At 64.1% G+C, this 19333-nt stretch carries 16 protein-coding genes and 1 pseudogene; 12 read left to right on the top strand and 5 right to left on the bottom strand.

Features of this window, described 5'->3' with window-relative positions:
- Positions 1-5: 5 nt before the first annotated feature.
- The 10 genes from ACFFP0_RS11305 to ACFFP0_RS11260 all read left to right on the top strand — a co-directional run bounded on the left by ACFFP0_RS11305 (position 6) and on the right by ACFFP0_RS11260 (position 12180).
- Positions 6-1637: a GMC family oxidoreductase gene (locus ACFFP0_RS11305; RefSeq protein WP_377260437.1), complete on the top strand. Its 1632-nt coding sequence runs from the start codon at positions 6-8 to the stop codon at positions 1635-1637.
- Between the two features lie 13 nt (positions 1638-1650).
- Positions 1651-2730: an enoyl-CoA hydratase/isomerase family protein gene (locus ACFFP0_RS11300; protein ID WP_377260435.1), complete on the top strand. Its 1080-nt coding sequence runs from the start codon at positions 1651-1653 to the stop codon at positions 2728-2730.
- 117 nt (positions 2731-2847) lie between these two features.
- Positions 2848-3735 (top strand): 3-hydroxyisobutyrate dehydrogenase, encoded by an 888-nt coding sequence (mmsB, locus tag ACFFP0_RS11295; protein ID WP_377260433.1) that lies wholly within the window; start codon positions 2848-2850, stop codon positions 3733-3735.
- Between the two features lie 450 nt (positions 3736-4185).
- Complete coding sequence (locus tag ACFFP0_RS11290) at positions 4186-4389, top strand: DUF1059 domain-containing protein (protein WP_377260431.1); 204 nt, start codon at positions 4186-4188, stop codon at positions 4387-4389.
- 208 nt (positions 4390-4597) lie between these two features.
- Positions 4598-5584, top strand: a complete 987-nt coding sequence (gene cysP / locus ACFFP0_RS11285) for a thiosulfate ABC transporter substrate-binding protein CysP (protein WP_377260429.1) — start codon at positions 4598-4600, stop codon at positions 5582-5584.
- A gap of 207 nt (positions 5585-5791) precedes the next feature.
- A complete protein-coding gene (gene cysT, locus ACFFP0_RS11280; RefSeq protein WP_377260427.1) occupies positions 5792-6613 on the top strand; it encodes a sulfate ABC transporter permease subunit CysT in 822 nt (273 codons plus the stop codon).
- 2 nt (positions 6614-6615) lie between these two features.
- Complete coding sequence (gene cysW / locus ACFFP0_RS11275; protein WP_377260425.1) at positions 6616-7503, top strand: sulfate ABC transporter permease subunit CysW; 888 nt, start codon at positions 6616-6618, stop codon at positions 7501-7503.
- Positions 7500-8939: a hypothetical protein gene (locus ACFFP0_RS11270; RefSeq protein ID WP_377260423.1), complete on the top strand. Its 1440-nt coding sequence runs from the start codon at positions 7500-7502 to the stop codon at positions 8937-8939. The genes cysW and ACFFP0_RS11270 overlap by 4 nt, the downstream gene beginning before the upstream one ends.
- Before the next feature lie 6 nt (positions 8940-8945).
- A complete protein-coding gene (locus ACFFP0_RS11265) occupies positions 8946-9965 on the top strand; it encodes a sulfate/molybdate ABC transporter ATP-binding protein (protein ID WP_377260421.1) in 1020 nt (339 codons plus the stop codon).
- 115 nt (positions 9966-10080) lie between these two features.
- Positions 10081-12180 (top strand): DEAD/DEAH box helicase, encoded by a 2100-nt coding sequence (locus ACFFP0_RS11260; protein WP_377260419.1) that lies wholly within the window; start codon positions 10081-10083, stop codon positions 12178-12180.
- A gap of 491 nt (positions 12181-12671) precedes the next feature.
- Here ACFFP0_RS11260 and ACFFP0_RS11255 read toward each other — a convergent pair.
- The 3 genes and pseudogenes from ACFFP0_RS11255 to ACFFP0_RS11245 all read right to left on the bottom strand — a co-directional run bounded on the left by ACFFP0_RS11255 (position 12672) and on the right by ACFFP0_RS11245 (position 16074).
- Positions 12672-13773, bottom strand: a pseudogene (locus tag ACFFP0_RS11255) (DNA alkylation repair protein).
- Between the two features lie 163 nt (positions 13774-13936).
- On the bottom strand, positions 13937-15373 hold the full coding sequence (locus ACFFP0_RS11250; RefSeq protein ID WP_377260417.1) for an NAD-dependent succinate-semialdehyde dehydrogenase: 1437 nt from the start codon (positions 15371-15373) through the stop codon (positions 13937-13939).
- Positions 15374-15492: 119 nt separating this feature from the next.
- Positions 15493-16074 carry a cupin domain-containing protein gene (locus ACFFP0_RS11245; protein WP_377260415.1) on the bottom strand — a complete coding sequence of 194 codons (582 nt, stop codon included), beginning with the start codon at positions 16072-16074 and terminating at the stop codon, positions 15493-15495.
- Between the two features lie 251 nt (positions 16075-16325).
- Between ACFFP0_RS11245 and ACFFP0_RS11240 the strand changes: the two genes are divergently transcribed.
- Positions 16326-16802 carry a P-loop nucleotide/nucleoside kinase family protein gene (locus ACFFP0_RS11240; RefSeq protein WP_377260413.1) on the top strand — a complete coding sequence of 159 codons (477 nt, stop codon included), beginning with the start codon at positions 16326-16328 and terminating at the stop codon, positions 16800-16802.
- A gap of 107 nt (positions 16803-16909) precedes the next feature.
- Here the strand turns inward: ACFFP0_RS11240 and ACFFP0_RS11235 are convergent, their stop codons facing one another.
- Positions 16910-17356: a MarR family winged helix-turn-helix transcriptional regulator gene (locus ACFFP0_RS11235; RefSeq protein ID WP_377260411.1), complete on the bottom strand. Its 447-nt coding sequence runs from the start codon at positions 17354-17356 to the stop codon at positions 16910-16912.
- Positions 17357-17424: 68 nt separating this feature from the next.
- Between ACFFP0_RS11235 and ACFFP0_RS11230 the strand changes: the two genes are divergently transcribed.
- Positions 17425-17796 carry a VOC family protein gene (locus ACFFP0_RS11230; protein WP_377260409.1) on the top strand — a complete coding sequence of 124 codons (372 nt, stop codon included), beginning with the start codon at positions 17425-17427 and terminating at the stop codon, positions 17794-17796.
- Positions 17797-18067: 271 nt separating this feature from the next.
- On the opposite strand, the gene ACFFP0_RS11225 is transcribed toward ACFFP0_RS11230, so the two are convergent.
- A complete protein-coding gene (locus tag ACFFP0_RS11225; protein ID WP_377260407.1) occupies positions 18068-19243 on the bottom strand; it encodes an acyl-CoA dehydrogenase in 1176 nt (391 codons plus the stop codon).
- Between the last annotated feature and the right edge of the window lie 90 nt (positions 19244-19333).

The following is a 19333-nucleotide window of genomic DNA, read 5'->3' as shown; positions in this document are numbered from 1 at the left end:
ATGACATGGAAAGCCATTCACACGACTACGACTACATCGTCATCGGGGCGGGCAGCGCCGGGTGCGTGCTCGCCAACCGCCTGTCGAAGGACCCGGGCAACCGCGTCCTCGTTCTCGAAGCGGGCGGAAACGACAACTACCACTGGGTGCATATTCCTGTCGGATATCTCTACTGCATCAACAATCCGCGCACCGACTGGTGCTTCACCACCGAGAAGGAGGAGGGGTTGAACGGCCGTTCGCTCTCCTATCCGCGCGGCAAGATCCTCGGCGGCTGCTCCTCGATCAACGGCATGATCTACATGCGCGGCCAGGCGCGCGACTACGACCTCTGGCGGCAGGCGGGCTGCACCGGCTGGGGCTGGGACGATGTGTTGCCGATCTTCAAGAAGAGCCAGGATTTCTACAAGGGCGCCGACGAGGTGCATTCGGTCGGTGGCGAATGGCGGATCGAGAAGTCGCGCGTGCGCTGGGCGGTGCTCGACGCCTTCCAGAAGGCGGCGGAAGAGGCCGGCATCCCGATTGTCGACGACTTCAATCGCGGCAACAACGAAGGCTCCAGCTATTTCGACGTCAACCAGCGCTCGGGCATCCGCTGGAACGCGTCCAAGGCCTTCCTCCGTCCGGCAATGAAGCGTGCGAACCTCACCGTGCTCACCAAGGCGCATGTCCGCCGCCTCATCATCGAGAACGGCGAGGTGAAAGGCGTCGAATTCCAGCACGACGGCGTTGCGAAGAAGGCCTATGCGAGCCGCGAGACCGTGCTCAGCGCCGGGGCGATCGGTTCGCCGCATATCCTCGAACTTTCCGGCGTGGGGCGAGGCGACGTGCTGCAAAAGGCGGGCGTGGACGTGATCAAGGAGGTGAAGGGCGTCGGCGAGAACCTGCAGGACCATCTGCAGCTTCGCATGGTCTACAAGGTGACGGGCGTGCCGACGCTGAACGAGAAGGCTTCCAGCCTCATCGGCAAGGCCGCGATCGGCCTCGAATACGCCTTCCGCCGTTCGGGCCCGATGTCGATGGCGCCGAGCCAGCTCGGCATCTTCACCAGGTCCGGGCCGGACAGGGAGACGCCGGATCTCGAATACCATGTGCAGCCCGTCTCGCTCGACAGGTTCGGCGATCCGGTCCATGCCTTCCCGGCGATGACGGCGAGCGTCTGCAACCTTCGCCCGGAAAGCCGCGGCTCGGTGCACCTGAAGAGCCCCGATTTTGCCGCCGCTCCCGCCATCCATCCGAACTATCTGTCGACCGCGGGCGACCGGGATGTGGCGGTGAGGGCGATCCGGCTCACCCGTGAGATCGTCAGGAGGCCGGCCTTCGCACGCTATCGCCCGGAGGAATACAAGCCCGGCCCTTCCTACGAGAGCGATGCGGATATCGAAAGGGCGGCGGGCGACATCGGCACGACGATCTTCCATCCGGTCGGCACGGCCCGGATGGGGGCCGATCCGGAGAGCGTCGTCGATCCGCGGCTGAAAATGCGCGCGCTCGGTCGATTGCGTATCGCCGATGCCTCGATCATGCCCAATATAACGTCCGGCAACACCAATTCGCCGACGATCATGATCGCCGAGAAGGCGGCGGAGATGATCCTGGCGGACAATCGCGAGACAAGGCGCCAGGCAGGGCGCTGACCGGAGGAACCCGATGCCCGATATCGCCAGCCAGAGCGACGAAGTCCTGCTCGATCGCATCGGGTCGGCCGCCATCGTCCGGCTCAACCGTCCGAAGGCGCTGAACAGCCTGAACCTTGCCATGGTGCGGGTGATGAAGACGGCGATGGAGCGTTTCGCCGACGATCCGGATATCTCCTGCGTCGTCCTGAAGGGCGAGGGGGAGCGGGGCCTCTGCGCCGGCGGGGATATCCGCGTCATCCATGAAATGGGCAGGGCGGGCGATCCCGAGGTGACGCGCTTCTGGCGGGAGGAATTCCCGCTCAACTACATGATCTCCCACTATGACAGGCCCTATGTGGCGCTGATGGACGGGATCGTGATGGGCGGCGGCGTCGGGATCGCTTCGCATGGCGCGCACCGCATCGTCACCGAGCGCACCCGGCTTGCCATGCCGGAGACCGGTATCGGCTACGTGCCGGACGTCGGCGCCACCTGGCTCCTGTCGCGCGCTCCGGGCGAGGCCGGCACCTGGATGGGGCTGACGGGCGAGATCATCGGCGCGGCGGATGCGATCCATGCCGGTCTTGCCGATGCCTGCGTGCCTTCGGAACGGCTGGACGCCCTGGCGGAAGCGCTCGGCGCCCTCAAGGGTGGCGCATCGGACGAGCAAGTGCGCGCGGTGATCGACCGTTTTGCCGTCGTGCCGGAAGAGGGGCGGCTTGCCGCGCACCGCGACGCGATCGACCGCGCCTTCGCTTTCGACAGCGTGGAGGAGATTGTCGCGGCCCTTGAAAAGGAGGACAGTGAATTCGCCATCGGAACGCGCGAGGCCATCGCCAGGCGTTCGCCGACCAGCCTCAAGCTCGCGCTGAGGATGCTTCGGCTCGGGCGGCAGAGTTCCAGCCTCGTCGAGTGCCTGGAGCGGGAATTCACGGTGGGCTCGGAAATCCTCCGCAATCACGATTTCTACGAGGGCGTCCGCGCCGCAATCATCGACAAGGACCGCAATCCGCAATGGCGGCCGGCAAAGCTGGAAGAGGTGAGCGAGGCCGATCTCGACCGGTATTTCGCTGTCCGGCATCCCGTGCTGTTTCCGGACCACCGGCTTTAGGCGCATGTCGCCCGGAGGCGGGTTTCGGGACGGGGACATCCGGGACGGGGACATTCGGGACAGGGACATGTGGCGGGACGGGGACATGTGGCAGGAAAAGAACGACGGGAGGAAGACATGACCAAGATCGCATTCGTGGGTCTCGGCAATATGGGCGGGCCGATGGCGGCCAATCTGGTGAAGGCCGGCCATGAGGTTTCCGGTTTCGACCTTTCGGAGGACTCCGTGAAGGCTGCGGCCGCGACGGGCGTCAGGGCGTCGCCCGCGCTTGCCGAAGCGGTGCGGGGTGCGGAATGCGTCATCACCATGTTGCCCAAGGGGCAGCATGTCATCGCGGTCTGGTCCGATCTCGCCACGCTTCTGCCGGAAGGGACGCTGGTCATCGACTGCTCGACCATCGACGTCGAAAGCGCCCGCAAGGCGCACAAGCTCGCGGAAGTGATGAACTGCATCTCGCTCGATGCACCGGTCTCCGGCGGCACCGGGGGTGCTGCGGCCGGTACGCTCACCTTCATGGTCGGCGGCTCGGACAAGGCGTTCGCATCGGCCAGGCCGATCCTGGAGGCCATGGGCCGGAAGATCGTCCATTGCGGTCATGCCGGCGCCGGCCAGGCGGCGAAGATCTGCAACAACATGATCCTCGGCATTTCGATGATCGGCGTCTGCGAGGCCTTCAGCCTTGCCGAAAAGCTCGGCCTCTCGCATCAGGCGCTGTTCGACGTCGCCTCGACCTCTTCCGGCCAGTGCTGGTCGCTCACCACCTATTGCCCGGTGCCGGGTCCGGTGCCGACATCGCCCGCCAACAACGACTACAGGCCCGGTTTCGCGGCGGCGCTGATGCTGAAGGACCTGGCGCTATCCCAGGAAGCGGCGCAGCAATCCGGCGCGGCGACGCCGCTTGGGGCGCATGCGGCCGAGCTCTATGCCGAGTTCGAGAAAGCCGGCCATGGCGGGGATGATTTTTCCGCGATCATCCGCATGCTGCGGGAGAAGGCCGGCGGGTAGGCTTTTTGCGCGCATGCGTGCAGCCACGCCGGCGATGCCGGCATGGTCGGGAGGGGCAGGCAGTGGACGATGTGGGTGGGAGGTGGATTTTTTCTGCCTGCCCCGGCCGCTGAAGCCGTCTCGGGAGGTATAGTCAGGTCTCCCTTGCCGTTTCCATCGACCGTCACCGGAACCTGGCCCTTGAACCCGAGGAAAAGGTTGCCGGTTCGCGAGCCCGGTTTCCCATCCGATGACGTGGAGATTGTCGCATCGGCCCGGGAGACGGGGAAAGGCTACGTGCGCGCATCGGGCTAAGTCGTTGAAAAACGGGCGGAGAATTTTTGCGGCCGGCGGAAATCATCCCCCATGGGGCGTTCTTCACGAAGACTTTTGCGTGTTTGTTTCCTCCGGACAAGAGGAGTAAAATAACGCCCCCGGCCGATCGGCCAGGGGCTTGCGATGGAGGAAAACATGGGACGCAAATTTATCGATTGCCGCGAATTCCCGAGTGAAATGAAATGCACCGTAGCCATCTCGGCCGATAACACGGACGAGCTCGTCAATGCCGCGGTCCAGCATGCCGTTGCCGTGCATGGGCATCAGGATACGCCGGCTTTCCGCGAAGATATCAAGAAGGCCATCCACGAGATGGAAGCTCCCCGCAGCGTCGCGTGACAGGCCCATGACGACATTTTCCGGCGCTCATGCCGCCCCCTCCCGGCGGGGGAGGCGGTTTTCTCCGTTCCAGGGCGAAAAGCTCCGCCAAACGCGGTGAAAAATAGTCAAAATTTCTAAGGCTGTCTGTGGCCAAGGTGCCCGGTGCCTCGCGGTTCGATGCGCCTCCCGGTAGTGTTCCCGGCATATTCAAACACCGGAGACTTGCATGAACCGCCTCCTCATCCTCGGCACCGCCCTTGCCGCGCTTTTCGTCGCGCCTGCGCTGGCCCAGCAGCCGACGAAACTGCTCAATGCGTCCTATGACGTCTCGCGCGAACTTTTCGTCGCCGAGAACGAGGCCTTCGTCAAACAGCATCCGGGCGTTTCCGTGGACCAGTCGCATGCCGGCACGTCCAAACAGGCCCGCTCGATCGTGGAAGGGCTCGAGGCCGACGTCGTCACCTTCAACCAGTCGACGGACATCGACTTCCTGGCCAAGAACGGTTTCGTCGCCAAGGACTGGACGAAGGCGTTCGCGAACAATGCCTCGCCCTTCTATTCCTTCCCGTCCTTCCTGGTGCGTGCCGGCAATCCGAAGAACATCAAGGACTGGAGCGATCTCGCCCGCGACGATGTCCACGCCGTCTTCCCGAACCCGAAGACCTCCGGCAACGCCCGTTACACCTATCTTGCGGCCTATGCCTGGGCCAACGAGGCCTACAAGGGCGACCAGGAGAAGATCGAGGCCTATATCACCAAGATTTTCAACAACGTCCCGGTCTTCGATACCGGCGGCCGCGCCGCGACTACGACTTTCGTGGAGCGCGAGACCGGAGATGTGCTGATCACCTTCGAGGCCGAGACCCGCGGGATCGTCAAGCAATACGGCAAGGACAAGGTGGAGAGCGTCATTCCATCGGTCAGCCTGCTCGCGGAGTTTCCGGTCGCAGTCGTCGACAAGGTCGCCAAGAAGCACGGCACCGAAGCGCTCGCAAAATCCTATCTCGAGTTCCTTTACACGGAAGAAGGCCAGCGGATCGCCGCGCAGTTCGGGCACCGTGTCCATAACGAAAAGGTGGCCGCCGAGTTCAAGGATCAGTTCCCGGTGATCCGCCTCGTCAACGTGGACGACGTCTTCGGCGGCTGGGGCAAGATACAGTCGGAACACTTTGCTTCCGGCGGAACCCTCGACAAGCTCTACGGCAGCCGTTAAGTCGTTCCGGGTTTGACCGGCATCGCCATAATGCTCTTCCGTCATGCCCGGCCTCGTGCCGGGCATCTGCATCGGCCGGATCGCGAGCGCGGCAGATCCTCTGCACAGGGCCGAGGATGACGTCGAGCATGGGGCGAGGTTTGTCATCTCTACACCCGGTGGATTTTCATCCGCCGGGTTTTGCCCGTGAAGAGAGGAAATGACTGCTTGAGACGCAATGTCCTGCCCGGATTGCCACTGTCGCTGGGCGTGACCCTCACCTATGTCGGCCTGATCGTCGTGCTGCCGCTGGCCGCGCTCGTCTTCAAGGCGGCGAGCCTCGGCCCGGAGGACTACTGGCGGATCGTCTCGTCGGCGCGCGCGCTCGCGAGCTATCGCGTCACGGTCCTGTCGGCTCTCGGGGCGACGTTCTTCAATCTCTTCTTCGGGCTGGCGCTTGCCTGGGTTCTGACGCGCTACCGCTTTCCGGGCTGGCGTATCGTCGATGCCATGGTCGACCTTCCCTTCGCGCTGCCGACGGCGGTCGCCGGCATTTCGCTGACGGCGCTCTTCACCACCAATGGCTGGTTCGGCTCGCTGCTCTCGGATCTCGGCATCAAGGTCGCCTATACGCCGATCGGCATCATGATCGCCATGTGCTTCACGTCACTGCCGTTCATCGTCCGCACCGTGCAGCCGGTCCTGGAAGACCTCGATCCGGCGCTCGAGGAGGCGGCCCAGTCGCTCGGCGGCTCGGACTGGGAGATTTTCCGCAAGGTCATCCTGCCGCTCCTGGCGCCGGCGTTGCTGGCGGGCGTCTCGCTGTCCTTCGCCCGCTCGCTCGGCGAGTTCGGGGCGATCATCTTCATCGCCGGAAACCAGCCGATGTCGACGGAAATCACCGCGCTCCTGATCTTCATCCGGCTCGAGGAATACGATTACCAGGCGGCGGCGGCGATCGCCTCCGTCCTGCTGCTGGCTGCATTTCTGATGCTCGCGGTCACCAACTGGATGCAGGCCCGCGCCTTGCGCTACACCGTGAGGAACTGACCATGAGCGCTATCCGCAAGGGCAGTAAACCGCCGCGCGTCGGCGACGGGCCGCTCTTTAGCCGTTTCCTGATCGGCATCGTGCTCGTCCTCGGGGCCTTGCTCATCCTGGCGCCGCTCGTCATCATCGGGGTCGAGGCCTTCGCGAAGGGCTGGCAGGTCTATGCGTCGACCATCGCTCATCCGGATACGCAGCATGCGATCGGGCTCACCGTGCTTGCAGCACTCATCGCCGTGCCGGTCAACACCGTGTTCGGTATTGCCGCCGCCTGGGCGATCGCCAAGTTCGATTTCCGGGGCAAGCGCCTCCTGCTGGTGGTGATCGAAATCCCGTTTTCGGTGTCGCCGATCGTCGCCGGCGTCGCCTATCTGTTCGTCTACGGCCTGCAGGGCATCTTCGGGCCGGCGTTCGACGAATACGGCATCAAGATCCTGTTCGCGATCCCGGGTATCATCCTTGCCTCGATGTTCGTCACCGCGCCCTTCGTCGCTCGCGAGCTCATCCCGCTCATGCAGGCGCAGGGCCGGGATCTGGAGGAGGCCGCCACGTCGCTCGGTGCCTCCGGCTGGCGCACCTTCTTCTCGGTGACGCTTCCCAACATCAGGTGGGCGCTGCTCTATGGCGTCGTGCTCTGCAATGCGCGTGTCATGGGCGAGTTCGGCGCGGTCTCCGTCGTTTCCGGCAATATTCGCGGCCAGACCAATACGCTGCCGCTGCACATCGAGCTGCTCTACCACGACTACCAGACGACCGGCGCATTCGCCGCCGCTTCCATCCTGGCGCTCATCGCCGTCTTCACCATCATTGCCAAGGTGGCCCTGGAGCGACAGGGCGCAGGGCGCGGCCGTTCCAGGCCGGCGGCGCCACAGCCGTCGGATGCCGCGCAATGAGGCAGTTTGCCGGCAGCTTCGCCTATATCCGTTCCTGGCTTCTCTCCAGAAGCCGGAGAAAGCATGTGACGGCCGCCGAGGCCTGCATCAAGGCCGGCGAGTTCGAGCAGGGCATCTCGCTTCTGGAGGCGGCATTGCCGCGGATCACGGAATCCACCGCCCGGGTCCAGGCCGTCAGGAGCCTGATCGAGGCTCGCCTGCAGCGGGCGAAGACATTGCGCCAGGAAGGCGATGAGACCGGCGCGTCGCAGGAGATAGCGAGCGCGGTGACGCGGCTCGACGCCGAATTGACGACCGGTCCGCTGACCGCGGCGCGGCGCGCAGCACTCCTCGATCTCGCCACCCAGCGGCTGGCCGCCCTCAGGAGCGCCGGCTGGGCGGGGCAGCTTCGTGGTGCGGCAAGCCCCGCCCTTGCGAAGCCCGCGATTGCCTGGCTTGAAAAAGTCGCCGAAGGCGTCGATCCGAAAGTGACGTCGGCCGACATGCGCGGGCAGGTGGCCCAAGCCCGGGACGAGGGCTTGCCGGCGGTCTGGTGGCTCGCGCTTCACAGCCGGCTTTATCGCCTCGGTTTCGTCGGTGCGGCCATCGATGCCAAGCGCATTGCCGCCCATGCGGTCCTTGCCACGCCCCCGAAGGACGGCCGGCTGGCGATGCATCTGGCCGCCGCGGTCCATGTCGGCGACGATGCCCGCATTTCGTCCCTGCTGTCCGCAGGAACGGATGCCCTGGCAAGACGCGATGGCCTGCTTGCCATGGGGCGGATCGGGGAGGCGCGCGAACTCGACCGGGCCTTTGCAGCGCATGTCGAAGGAAAGACGATCGCCGTTGTGGAGCCTGCCGAAAATACCCTTGGCAACGGCGCCGCAATCGATGCCCATGACCTTGTCGCGCGGACGAATTTTGTCGTGAACGACGGTTTTCGCGAGCAGGCGCACATGCTCGGCACGCGAACCACCGCCGCTTACTACAACAGCATCTTCGTGGAAAGGAGCGAGGCGGAAATCGCCGGGACCCTGCGTTCCGGCGGCATCGAATTCGCGATGTTGCGTTCGCCCATCGAATGCGCCCGGATATGGTGGCTGGCGCGAGGCCAGCGCACCCGCCACTACCATTTCACGCCGACCGTGTTCATGGCGCGGGGATATGCCATGCGCCATCTTCTCAACGATCTGGGCATTGATGCCGGTAAGGCGGATATCGTGTTACGGTTCCGATTTCTTCCTCGGCCAAAGCAGCCATTTTTCCGGATATGCGTGGAAAAGGCGCTCCTTCGACCGCATCCGCAGCTGTGTCGTGCACGACCCGCTCGATTGCTGGCGCTTCATGCGGCAGTTGTCGCAAGCCGGATTGATGCAGGCAGACGCCGTTCTCAACAGCCTGCTCGAACTCGACGAGGAGGCCTTCATCGCCACCCTCGACCGCCGCATAAGAGGTGAAGCCCTATGAAAATCCGCCTCGACCATGTCGTCAAGACCTTCGAGACCTTTCGCGCGGTGCGCGATGTCTCGCTCACCATCGAAAGCGGCGAGCTCGTCGCGCTGCTCGGGCCTTCCGGTTCCGGTAAGACGACCATCCTGCGCATGGTGGCCGGCCTCGAATATGCCGATGGCGGGAGTATCCATTTCGGCGACCAGGATGCGACCGATATTCCGGTGCGCGACCGCGGCGTCGGCTTCGTCTTCCAGCATTATGCACTCTTCCCGCATATGACGGTGGCGGAGAACATCGCCTTCGGCATGAAGGTCTCGAAGGTGAAGCGCGAGAAGGCGGCGATCGACGCGCGCGTCGCCGAACTGCTCAGGCTGGTGCGCCTCGAAAACCTCGGCGACCGGTTCCCGGCGCAGATTTCCGGCGGCCAGCGGCAGCGGGTGGCGCTCGCCCGCGCGCTTGCGGTCGATCCGAAAGTGCTGCTGCTCGACGAGCCCTTCGGCGCGCTCGACGCCAATGTGCGCCGCGACCTGCGCCGCTGGCTGCGCGAAATCCATTCGGAACTCGGCATTACCACCCTGTTCGTCACCCATGACCAGGAGGAGGCGCTGGACCTCGCCGACCGCGTCGTCATCCTCAAGGACGGGCACATCGTGCAGCAAGGCACCCCGGAAGAGGTCTGCCGCGACCCGAAGTCGGCTTTCGTGATGAAGTTTCTCGGAGACGCCAATGTGCTTGCTGCGGAAGTGCGCGGTGGCAAGGCCTATGCCAGTGGGGCGGCGATCGAGGTTTCGGGCCTGCCGGACGGCAAGGCCGAGCTTTATGCGCGTCCCGCCGATCTGGACTGGTCCCTTCAGGGGCCTGGTATTCCGGCCAGCATCACCCGCGTCCTTGACCGGCCGGATGGCCGGCGCGTGCTGGCGACCGTCGAGACCGGCGAGCACCTGGAATTCGACGTCGAGCCTGAACGGGTGGTGAAAGCCGGAGACGGTGGCTTCGTGACGTTGCGCCGCGCCAAGGTCTTCGCACTCTGACCGGCCCACAAGCATTTTGACAATTCCCGCCTGACCCTATAGGGACGGCGCAACGTTTGGCTGCGATCGTTGCGGCCATGGCGCCTACGCGCATGACAATCCGAAAGACAGGTAGATGACTGATTACAACGGCGCCGTTCCGGCGATCGCCAAGGCGTTGGAAAAGCGCGGATATACGACCCTGACGCCGGTTCAGCAGGCGATGCTCGACCCGACGCTTGCCGCTTCCGACGCGCTGGTCTCCGCCCAGACCGGGTCGGGCAAGACGGTGGCCTTCGGGCTTGCCATCGCGCCGACGCTGCTTGGCGAGAAGGATCGTTTCGGTCGTGCAGAGGTGCCCCTGGCGCTGGTGATCGCGCCGACCCGCGAGCTTGCCATGCAGGTGAAGCGGGAGCTCGAATGGCTTTATGAGATGACCGGCGCCGTCATCGCGAGCTGCGTCGGCGGCATGGATATCCGCAACGAGCGGCGGGCGCTGGAACGCGGCGCCCATATCGTCGTCGGTACGCCCGGCCGCATCTGCGACCATATCCGCCGCGAGGCGCTCGACATGTCATCCCTGAAAGTGGCGGTGCTCGACGAGGCGGACGAGATGCTGGACCTCGGTTTCCGCGAAGACCTGGAATTCATCCTCGAATCCGCGCCGGACGACCGCCGCACGCTGATGTTCTCGGCCACCGTGCCGGCGGCGATCGCCAAGCTCGCCAAGAGCTACCAGCGCGATGCGGTGCGCATCGCCACCGCGGCCGAGGAGCGGCAGCATGTCGATATCGAATATCGCGCGCTGCTCGTCACGCCGTCCGACCGCGAGCATGCGATCGTCAACGCGCTTCGCTATTACGAGGCAGCCAATGCGATCGTGTTCTGCTCGACCCGCGCGGCCGTCAACCACCTGACGGCGCGGCTTTCCAACCGCAATTTCTCGGTCGTGGCGCTTTCCGGCGAACTGACGCAGAACGAGCGCACCCATGCGTTGCAGGCGATGCGTGATGGCCGCGCGCGGGTCTGCATCGCGACCGACGTCGCGGCCCGCGGCATCGACCTGCCGGGCCTGGAACTCGTCATCCATGCGGACCTGCCGACCAATTCGGAGACGCTGCTTCACCGCAGCGGCCGCACCGGTCGCGCAGGGCGCAAGGGCGTCAGCGCGCTGATCGTGCCGGTGAACCAGCGCCGCAAGGCCGAGCGCCTGCTGTTCGGCGCGAAGATCGAGCCCACATGGGCGCGTCCCCCGTCGGCCGACGAGGTGATCCGCCGCGACGAGGAACGCCTGCTTGCCGACCCGATCTTCGAGGAGGCGGCAAAGGATGAGGACGAGCAGGCGCTGATCGAAAAGCTGGTGGAGCGTTTCGATGCGGCGAAGCTCGCGACCGCTTTCGTGACGCTTTATCGCGGCAAGAATTCCGCGCCCGAGGAGGTTGCCGAAGTCTCGCTGGAGCCCGGCCGCAAGCCGCGGGAGGGCAGCCGCGAGAAAGGCGATCCGGCATCGCGGCCGCTGGCGCCGCGCGGCGATTTCGGCCCCGCCGTCTGGTTCTCGCTGTCGGTCGGCCGCAAGCAGCGCGCCGAGCCGCGCTGGCTCATCCCGACCCTCTGCCGCAGCGGCGACCTCACCAAGAACGAGATCGGCGCGATCAAGATGCAGGTGGACGAGACCTTCGTGGAAATCGCGGCCGAGCACGCCGACCGGTTCATGCAGAAGCTCGGCAAGGACCGGATGATGGAGCGCGGCATCCGCGTGACGCGCCTCGATCATGCGCCGGACTTCAGCAAGTTCTCCCGCGGGACGGACGAGCACGGTTTTACGCGCCGGGAAGGCCCGCGCATGGACAAGCCCTGGAAGGACAAGAAGTTCGGCGACGGCGAGGGTGCTGAGCGCGGGGGCAGGGACAGGCCGTTCCGGGAGAAGCCTTTCAGCGACAGGCCGCGCAAGGAATGGCAGTCGAAGGGAAAGCCTGCGGGCGGGAACGTCAGCGATGAGCGTCGCATGGACGACGAGGTCTGGGGCGATGCGAAGCCGAAGGGTGGTTTCGGCAAGGGCAAGCCGGCGCAGGCCGGCAATCGCGGCGCAGAGACCTTCGAGAAGCCTTTCCGGAAGGGTGGCGACAAGCCTTTCAGCAAAGACGCGGGTGACCGGCCGTTCAGGAAGAAGGCCAAGCCGGATGCCGGCGGCGTCAAGCCGTCTGGCGGCAAGGGTAGGTTTGACAAGCGCAAGTGATGGCTTTCGCGTCTGGGAAGACCGTGAGACGGTGAAGCACCCGCCCGCCTCTCCCTTGAGGGAGGTCACAGCAAAGCGGCGGGAGGGCGACCCTTTGAGCACGCGGCGGCCACCCACCCCGGACCTTTGGTCCGACCCTCCCTCGGAAGGGGAGGTAATTGCATATGAGCAAGATATGCCGAGGTTTTGTGGAGTGACGGGCAGGCAAGGCTCTCCCTCTTCTCCCCGGCGGGGGTCCGAAAGACCGGATGAGGAGGGGCGAGGCCAAACAGGCTTGCGATGATTTTGCCGCGTGTACACCCCCTCATCGCCTCGCGTCGCTCGGCACTTCTCCCCGCTGGGGAGAAGGGGGAGCAAGCGAGGCTTGCTCGAACTCCCATATGCGCTCTCCTCCTCAAGGGTACGGTGAGAGGACGCCGCTATCGCTTTTGCTTGTTGTTCTCATGCATGTCGTTGGCGCAAAATCGCCGCGCACTTTTGTGCGACACGCATTAGATGGTCAAATCGAACCCACTCGTCCCCAAAACCTCGCCGTTGACGATCAGCTCGACCGGGTGCCGGCCGGCATAGTGGGTGCGGGTGGTGAAATCGCGGATGGGGCGGTTGATCGAAAGCTCCGCCGTCGCGTTCGGCGCCAGCGTGATCTCCTTCCATTTGAAGACCTTCTTCGAGGTGCCGCCCGCCTTTTTCACATAGTGAACGGCATAATCGATTCACCAGCTTCTGCGGCGCGGGCGCCTTCGAGACGAGCCTTGCGGAAATCTGCACCGCGCCGCGGAGTTTCAGGGAAGAGGGCGTCACCGAAAAGGTCTCGACCTCCACCTCGGCCTTGTGGCCCGCGCCGAAAACATGGAGGGCGCGGGCGTCGCCCTTCTTGATCAGGGTGCGAAGCGCCTGCTTCATGATCCAGCCGGTGCGCGGATCGTCGCTGTTCCAGCCGGTGAGCTTTTCCAGAACCCAGGCCGGATGGTCCTTGGTGATGTCGTTCAGGTGATTGGCGACGGACTTGCGCACGTAAAGGCTCGGGTCGCTCTTCAGGTTTTCCAGAATCGGCGCAACTGGCGAGGGGTCGGCGATCAGCGCCTTCAACTGGAAGGACCAGGGCAGGCGCGGCCGGCAGCCTTCGCTCGCAAGCCGCCGGACATGTTCGTTCTCATCCCGGGACCAGCGTTCCATGACTTTCAGCGTCCGGGCCAAATCCTTCAGCAGGAAATGCCGGATGGCGAATTCCGACGAGCCGAAGCGCGTGAAATAACTCAGGGCATCCATGGAGAGGTCGAAATGATCCTGGCCGTGGAGCGCCACATATTCGGGCAGGACCATGGAGGCGAAGCCGTGGTTGATGCGGGGGGCGAGTTCCCGGAGGATTTCCAGGTTCGTCGCGAAGCCGCCGGGCAGGACTTCATGATAGGCGAGGGCGATCTGCCGCAGGCGCTGCATGATGCTCAGGTCGTCGAGATCGTTCGAGGCAAGCGTCAGAAACCGTTCGCCGTCGAAAGCGGGGTGGACGGCCGCCGTCTCGCCCGCGAAATGCCGGAGGCGCTCGCGGTTGAAGATTTCCTTCAGCAGGGGGGCAGATTCGGTATCGGCCATGGTCGCGCCTGTTTGTTCACTTTTTGTTTTCGTATTCGACTCGCGTGCGGCGGGCAAGGCAAAAGAAAACCGGCCGGAGCGGAAGGCTTCGGCCGGCGGATGTCGTTGAACTCGGGGCGAGCTGGGGGCAGGTCGGCTTTCAGGCCGGCCTGCGACGGGGCTATCAGCTCATCTGGCTGACGAAGCGGGTTTCCAGGTAGGCTTCGGTGGCTTCCGAACCGCCTTCGGTGCCGTAACCGGAATCCTTGATGCCGCCGAAGGGCACTTCCGGCAGGGCGAGGCCGTTGTGGTTGATGGTCAGCATGCCGGCCTCGACCTGGCGGCCGAGCGCATGCGCCGTCTTCACCGAGCTGGTGAAGGCGTAGGACGCGAGGCCGAAGGGCAGGCGGTTCGCTTCCTCGATCGCATCGTCGAAATGCGAGAAGCGATTGACGATCGCAAGCGGGCCGAAAGGCTCGTCGTTCATCACCTTGGCCGAGGTGGGCACGTCGGCAAGAACGGTCGGCTCGAAGAAATAGCCCTTGTTGCCGATGCGTTTTCCCCCGGTCTTCAGCACCGCGCCGTGCGACACCGCGTCATGGATCAGGTCTTCCATGGCCGGGATGCGGCGCTCGTTGGCGAGCGGGCCCATGGTGACGCCCTCTTCCAGGCCGTTGCCGACCTTGAGCGCCTGCGCGGCCTTGACGAAACCCTCGATGAACCTGTCGGCGATGCCATCCTGCACGAGGAAGCGGGTCGGCGCGACGCAGACCTGGCCGGCATTGCGGAATTTCGAGGCGGCCGTGACCTCGATCGCCTTTTCGATATCGGCATCGTCGAAGATGATCGCCGGCGCATGCCCCCCGAGTTCCATCGTGGCGCGCTTCATGTGCCTGCCGGCGAGGGCTGCGAGATGCTTGCCGACCGGGGTGGAGCCCGTGAACGAGATCTTGCGGATGACCGGATGCGGGATGAGGTACTCGGACACTTCGGCCGGAATGCCGTAGACGAGGTTGACGACGCCTGCCGGAACGCCGGCATCGGCGAAGGCGCGGATGAGCTCGGCCGGCGAGGCCGGGGTTTCCTCGGGCGCCTTGACGATGATCGAGCAGCCGGTGGCGAGCGCCGCCGAGAGCTTGCGGACGATCTGGTTGATCGGGAAGTTCCAGGGCGTGAACGCGGCGACCGGGCCGACCGGCAGCTTGATCGCCATCTGGGCGACGCCGCTGAAGCGGGCGGGGATGATCTGGCCGTAGGTGCGGCGGGCTTCCTCGGCGAACCAGTCGATGGTGTCGGCGGCGCCCATCACTTCCATCTTCGCCTGCGCCAGCGGCTTGCCCTGCTCGCGGGTCATCATGAAGGCAATGGCGTCCGCCCGGGAGCGCATGATGTCGGCGGCCTTGCGCATCAGCTTGGAGCGTTCGAAGGCAGCGGTGTCGCGCCAGATCTTGAAGCCCTTCTCCGCCGCTTCCAGCGCCAGGTCGAGATCGGCCTTGCGGGCATGGGCGATCTTGCCGATCACTTCCTCGGTGGCGGGATCGATGACCGGCAAGGTCTCGCCGCCAATGGCATCGCGCCATTCGCCGTTGATGAAAAGCTTGACATCGGGATAGGTCTGCATGGTGTCCACTTTCGGTTTAAAAAGGGCGGAAAGGTCAATATTGCGGCGCTGGCAGAGGTGCGGAAATTCGCCGGTCTGACCTAAGATAATTGACGGCCACAATCAACGGCCATCTGACGTTAAAGATAGGGTGGGGTGCAGGCGCTGACCACTTCGCAACATTCGGTGCCGACATTGCGATAGCGGTGCGGCAGGCGGCTGTCGAAGAGGAAGGCGTCGCCCTTGCGGAGGATGCGCGTCTGGCTGCCGACGGTAAGCTCCAGCTCGCCCGCCACCACCACGCCGCCTTCTTCGGCCTCGTGGCTCAGCATGGTCTCGCCGGTATCGGCGCCCGGCTCGTAGAATTCGTGGAAAATCTGCATGCTGTGGGATTTCGCATCGCCCACCTGCAGCAGCGTCAGCGCGCCGGTCGAAAGCGGGGTCAGCTCTTCCGCCCTGTAGAAGATCTGGTCCACCGGCGGCAGCGTCAGCGCGAAGAAATCGGTCAGCGGATAGGAGATCGATTCGAGGATTTTCTTCAGCGAGGCGACCGAGGGGCTGACCTTGTTCTTCTCGATCAGCGAGACCAGGGAATGGGTGACCCCCGCCCTGACCGCCAGCGCCCGCTGGGAAAGGCCATGCTGATGGCGCACCAGGCGAAGCCTCTCGCCGACATTGAAACCGCCATCGGCATGTTCCGCCGCGTCTTCCATGGCGTGCATTTTCGCTTTCGACCCTGTCTATATCGTTACGATCCGGGCGGATGGTTTGCCCACTGATACACCGAAGGCCAGGATTTCGCCAATGACGAAAAACGGCGCGGGATGTGAGGCGCGACCGGGGATTTATCGCGTTGTCGGCGCGTCGGGATCGCTTTCGGCGCTTCGCGATCATTTGGTTGTCATCCGGACGAACTATGCGAGCTGCTTTACGGATGACACCGTGCTTTTAACGTGGGGGGAATTTCTGGACCATGGCTATGAATGAACAGCCCCTTCTCGTTCTGGTTTCCGGTTTGCCCGGGTCCGGCAAGACGACGCTCGCCCAAAAACTCGAGACGGAGCTTGGTGCAATCCGCATGAGCCCTGACGAGTGGATGACTGCTTTCGCAATCGATCTTTACGACAGCGACAGGCGCGAAAGGATCGAGTCCTTTCAGCTTGGCCTTGCTCTTAAACTCCTGGAACGAGGGCAGGCCGTGATAATAGAATGGGGAACGTGGTCGAGATCGGAACGGGACGCTCTGCGCATTGCAGCGCAGCGTTCAGGTGCCCGGGTACATCTGCATTTCTTGCATGCATCGGCGGACATCCTGTTCGAGCGTCTCCAAAAGCGAGGAATGGAGAACCCGCCCATCCCTTACGGGGATGTATTGAAGTGGTTTGACGTTATCGAAATTCCCTCCGAAGACGAGGTTGCGCTATATGATCATGCGGCGGTTGGCGTGTGACGGTGTAACGGCCATGCGGCCTTGATACGCATCTTCGCGCTCTTGGCTCGAATCGGACGCAACAGGCTCTTCGGCCAAGCCACGTCGACCGCGCGCCACGCAGCATCTTACCGCATGGCTTCCGCTATCCGTAACAACGCCGAATATATGATCTCCGGATCGCCGGGCGCGACGGCGTTTCGGGCCAGGCTTTCGGCGTTCGCGACGATCTCGTGGGCCGCACGCAATGCCGACCGTCCGTCCGGCGTAAGCTCGGTCGTCAGGACCCTGCCATGTACCGGGTGGGCCATTCGCTTGACAAGGCCGTCCCGTTCAAGGGTCGCTATGATGGCCTGCATCGTCTGCGGTGTCACGAAGGCCCGCCGCGCCAGTTCCGCGCCTGACAAGCCCTCGCTGAACTCCAGCCCCGCCAGTACCGAGTATTGCGGGGTCGTCAATCCGATGTTTCTAAGTTTCGTGTCGAGATGGCCCCGCAGCGCTTGCTGCGCCCGCTTCAGCGCATATCCGAGCGAGCGGTAGGTGTCGTCCATCGGTGGATCGATCAGGCTGGACATATCAGTACCCTTATATTATATCAGTACCCTGACGATACCCCGTCAGTCAAAAAAAGGAAAGACAGCTCATGCCCCGCCTCATTGGACCGGATTTCATCGGGATACAGACGAAGGATCTGGACGCCGCACGAATCTTCTACCAGGACATTGTCGGGCTTACGCCCGCGGCAAAGGCCCCTCCGGGGGCAGTTGTTTTCGAAACGCAGCCGATCCCGTTCGCCGTCCGCACGCCGATCGGGGACTTTGACGACACGGACAGGCTGGGAGTCGGCATCGCGATCTGGTTTGGCTGCGATGACGCCGACGAATTGCACGCTCATCTGCGCGAGCGCGGCGTGCCTATCGCTTTCCCGCCGAAGGACGGTCCGTTCGGACGCTATTTCGCCTTCGTCGACCCATTTGGCTATACGATAACCGCGCATACCGTCCCGACAACGTAATTGAACGGCGTCGGCGTGGAACGATCTTACCCTGACGGTCGCGGCAAAAGGCGGTCCGGAAGGGCCTGCCACCGTTCCGCGTTCCCGCCGGTCAGATACGGGTGATCGGTCCGAGCCGACCGATCACTATCCGGCAGGAAGCGGCAAGGGTGGGTCCGTATCCTTGGAAAGCGCAAGACAGCCAATGGCCGTTGCCTGGAGCAAGGAGAAAAACCCCGGCGCGCTGGAAGCGGCCGGGGAGGGTCGAGGTCGGGAGGGGAAGCCGAGGCGATCAGAAAAACGCCTGGATGCCGGTCTGGGCGCGGCCGAGGATCAGGGCGTGCACGTCATGCGTGCCTTCGTAGGTGTTGACCGTTTCCAGGTTCTGGGCGTGACGCATGACGTGGAATTCGATCTGGATGCCGTTGCCGCCGTGCATGTCGCGGGCTTGCCGGGCGATATCGAGAGCCTTGCCGCAATTGTTGCGCTTGACGATGGAGATCATTTCCGGCGCCATCCTGTGCTCGTCCATCAGGCGGCCGACGCGGAGCGAACCCTGCAGGCCGAGGGTGATCTCGGTCATCATGTCGGCGAGCTTCTTCTGGTAGAGTTGCATGCCAGCGAGCGGCTTGCCGAACTGCTTGCGGTCGAGGCCGTACTGGCGGGCGCGGAACCAGCAGTCCTCGGCCGCCCCCATGACGCCCCAGGAAATGCCGTAGCGGGCGCGGTTCAGACAGCCGAACGGACCCTTGAGGCCGGAAACGCCCGGCAGCAGCGCGTCTTCCGAAACCTCGACGCCGTCCAGCACGATCTCGCCGGTGATGGAGGCGCGCAGCGACAGCTTGCCGCCGATCTTCGGGGCGGACAGGCCCTTCATGCCCTTTTCCAGCACGAAGCCGCGGATCTCGTTGTTATGGGCTTCCGACTTCGCCCAGACGACGAAGACATCGGCGATCGGGGCGTTCGAGATCCACATTTTCGAGCCGCGCAGGCGGTAGCCGCCCTCGATCTTCTCGGCGCGGGTCTTCATGCCGCCCGGATCGGAGCCGGCATCCGGCTCCGTCAGGCCGAAACAGCCGATCAGCTCGCCGGAGACGAGGCCCGGCAGGTACTTTTTCTTCTGCTCGTCGGAACCGTAGGCATAGATCGGGTAGATCACCAGCGAGGACTGCACGCTCATCATCGAGCGATAGCCGCTGTCGATGCGCTCGATCTCGCGGGCGACGAGGCCGTAGGCGACGTAGGAGGCGTTCGCCGCGCCATATTCTTCCGGCAGGGTCACCCCGAGCAGGCCCGTCTGGCCCATCAGGCGGAAGAGTTCCGGCTCGGTCGTCTCGTCGAGATAGGCTTCCTGGACCCGCGGCAGGAGTTCCGACCTGGCGAAGGCGGCGGCCGCGTCGCGGATCATCCGCTCCTCTTCGGTCAGCTGGTCTTCGATGAGAAAGGGATCGTTCCAGGAAAATGCCACGGGTGTCTGCCTCCAATTTCAAGGTTGAAGGAATTATCCCCGGCGGCTGCGCGGGAGCAAGCACCATTTACTCATTCGGCCATGATCTAT

The sequence above is a fragment of the Neorhizobium puerariae genome (genome assembly GCF_042429745.1).
GTDB lineage: Bacteria > Pseudomonadota > Alphaproteobacteria > Rhizobiales > Rhizobiaceae > Neorhizobium > Neorhizobium puerariae.
The sequence above is the reverse complement of the archived record's forward strand: the minus strand, read 5'-3'. Positions and strand labels throughout refer to the sequence as shown.

Excerpts from the sequence above, each read along its gene's own strand:
- ACFFP0_RS11305 (WP_377260437.1), top strand. The coding sequence starts at position 6 with ATGGAAAGCCATTCACACGACTACGACTACATCGTCATCGGGGCGGGC.
- ACFFP0_RS11300 (WP_377260435.1), top strand. The coding sequence starts at position 1,651 with ATGCCCGATATCGCCAGCCAGAGCGACGAAGTCCTGCTCGATCGCATC.
- mmsB (WP_377260433.1), top strand. The coding sequence starts at position 2,848 with ATGACCAAGATCGCATTCGTGGGTCTCGGCAATATGGGCGGGCCGATG.
- ACFFP0_RS11290 (WP_377260431.1), top strand. The coding sequence starts at position 4,186 with ATGGGACGCAAATTTATCGATTGCCGCGAATTCCCGAGTGAAATGAAA.
- cysP (WP_377260429.1), top strand. The coding sequence starts at position 4,598 with ATGAACCGCCTCCTCATCCTCGGCACCGCCCTTGCCGCGCTTTTCGTC.
- cysW (WP_377260425.1), top strand. The coding sequence starts at position 6,616 with ATGAGCGCTATCCGCAAGGGCAGTAAACCGCCGCGCGTCGGCGACGGG.
- ACFFP0_RS11270 (WP_377260423.1), top strand. The coding sequence starts at position 7,500 with ATGAGGCAGTTTGCCGGCAGCTTCGCCTATATCCGTTCCTGGCTTCTC.
- ACFFP0_RS11265 (WP_377260421.1), top strand. The coding sequence starts at position 8,946 with ATGAAAATCCGCCTCGACCATGTCGTCAAGACCTTCGAGACCTTTCGC.
- ACFFP0_RS11260 (WP_377260419.1), top strand. The coding sequence starts at position 10,081 with ATGACTGATTACAACGGCGCCGTTCCGGCGATCGCCAAGGCGTTGGAA.
- ACFFP0_RS11250 (WP_377260417.1), bottom strand. The coding sequence starts at position 15,373 with ATGCAGACCTATCCCGATGTCAAGCTTTTCATCAACGGCGAATGGCGC.
- ACFFP0_RS11245 (WP_377260415.1), bottom strand. The coding sequence starts at position 16,074 with ATGCACGCCATGGAAGACGCGGCGGAACATGCCGATGGCGGTTTCAAT.
- ACFFP0_RS11240 (WP_377260413.1), top strand. The coding sequence starts at position 16,326 with ATGGCTATGAATGAACAGCCCCTTCTCGTTCTGGTTTCCGGTTTGCCC.
- ACFFP0_RS11235 (WP_377260411.1), bottom strand. The coding sequence starts at position 17,356 with ATGTCCAGCCTGATCGATCCACCGATGGACGACACCTACCGCTCGCTC.
- ACFFP0_RS11230 (WP_377260409.1), top strand. The coding sequence starts at position 17,425 with ATGCCCCGCCTCATTGGACCGGATTTCATCGGGATACAGACGAAGGAT.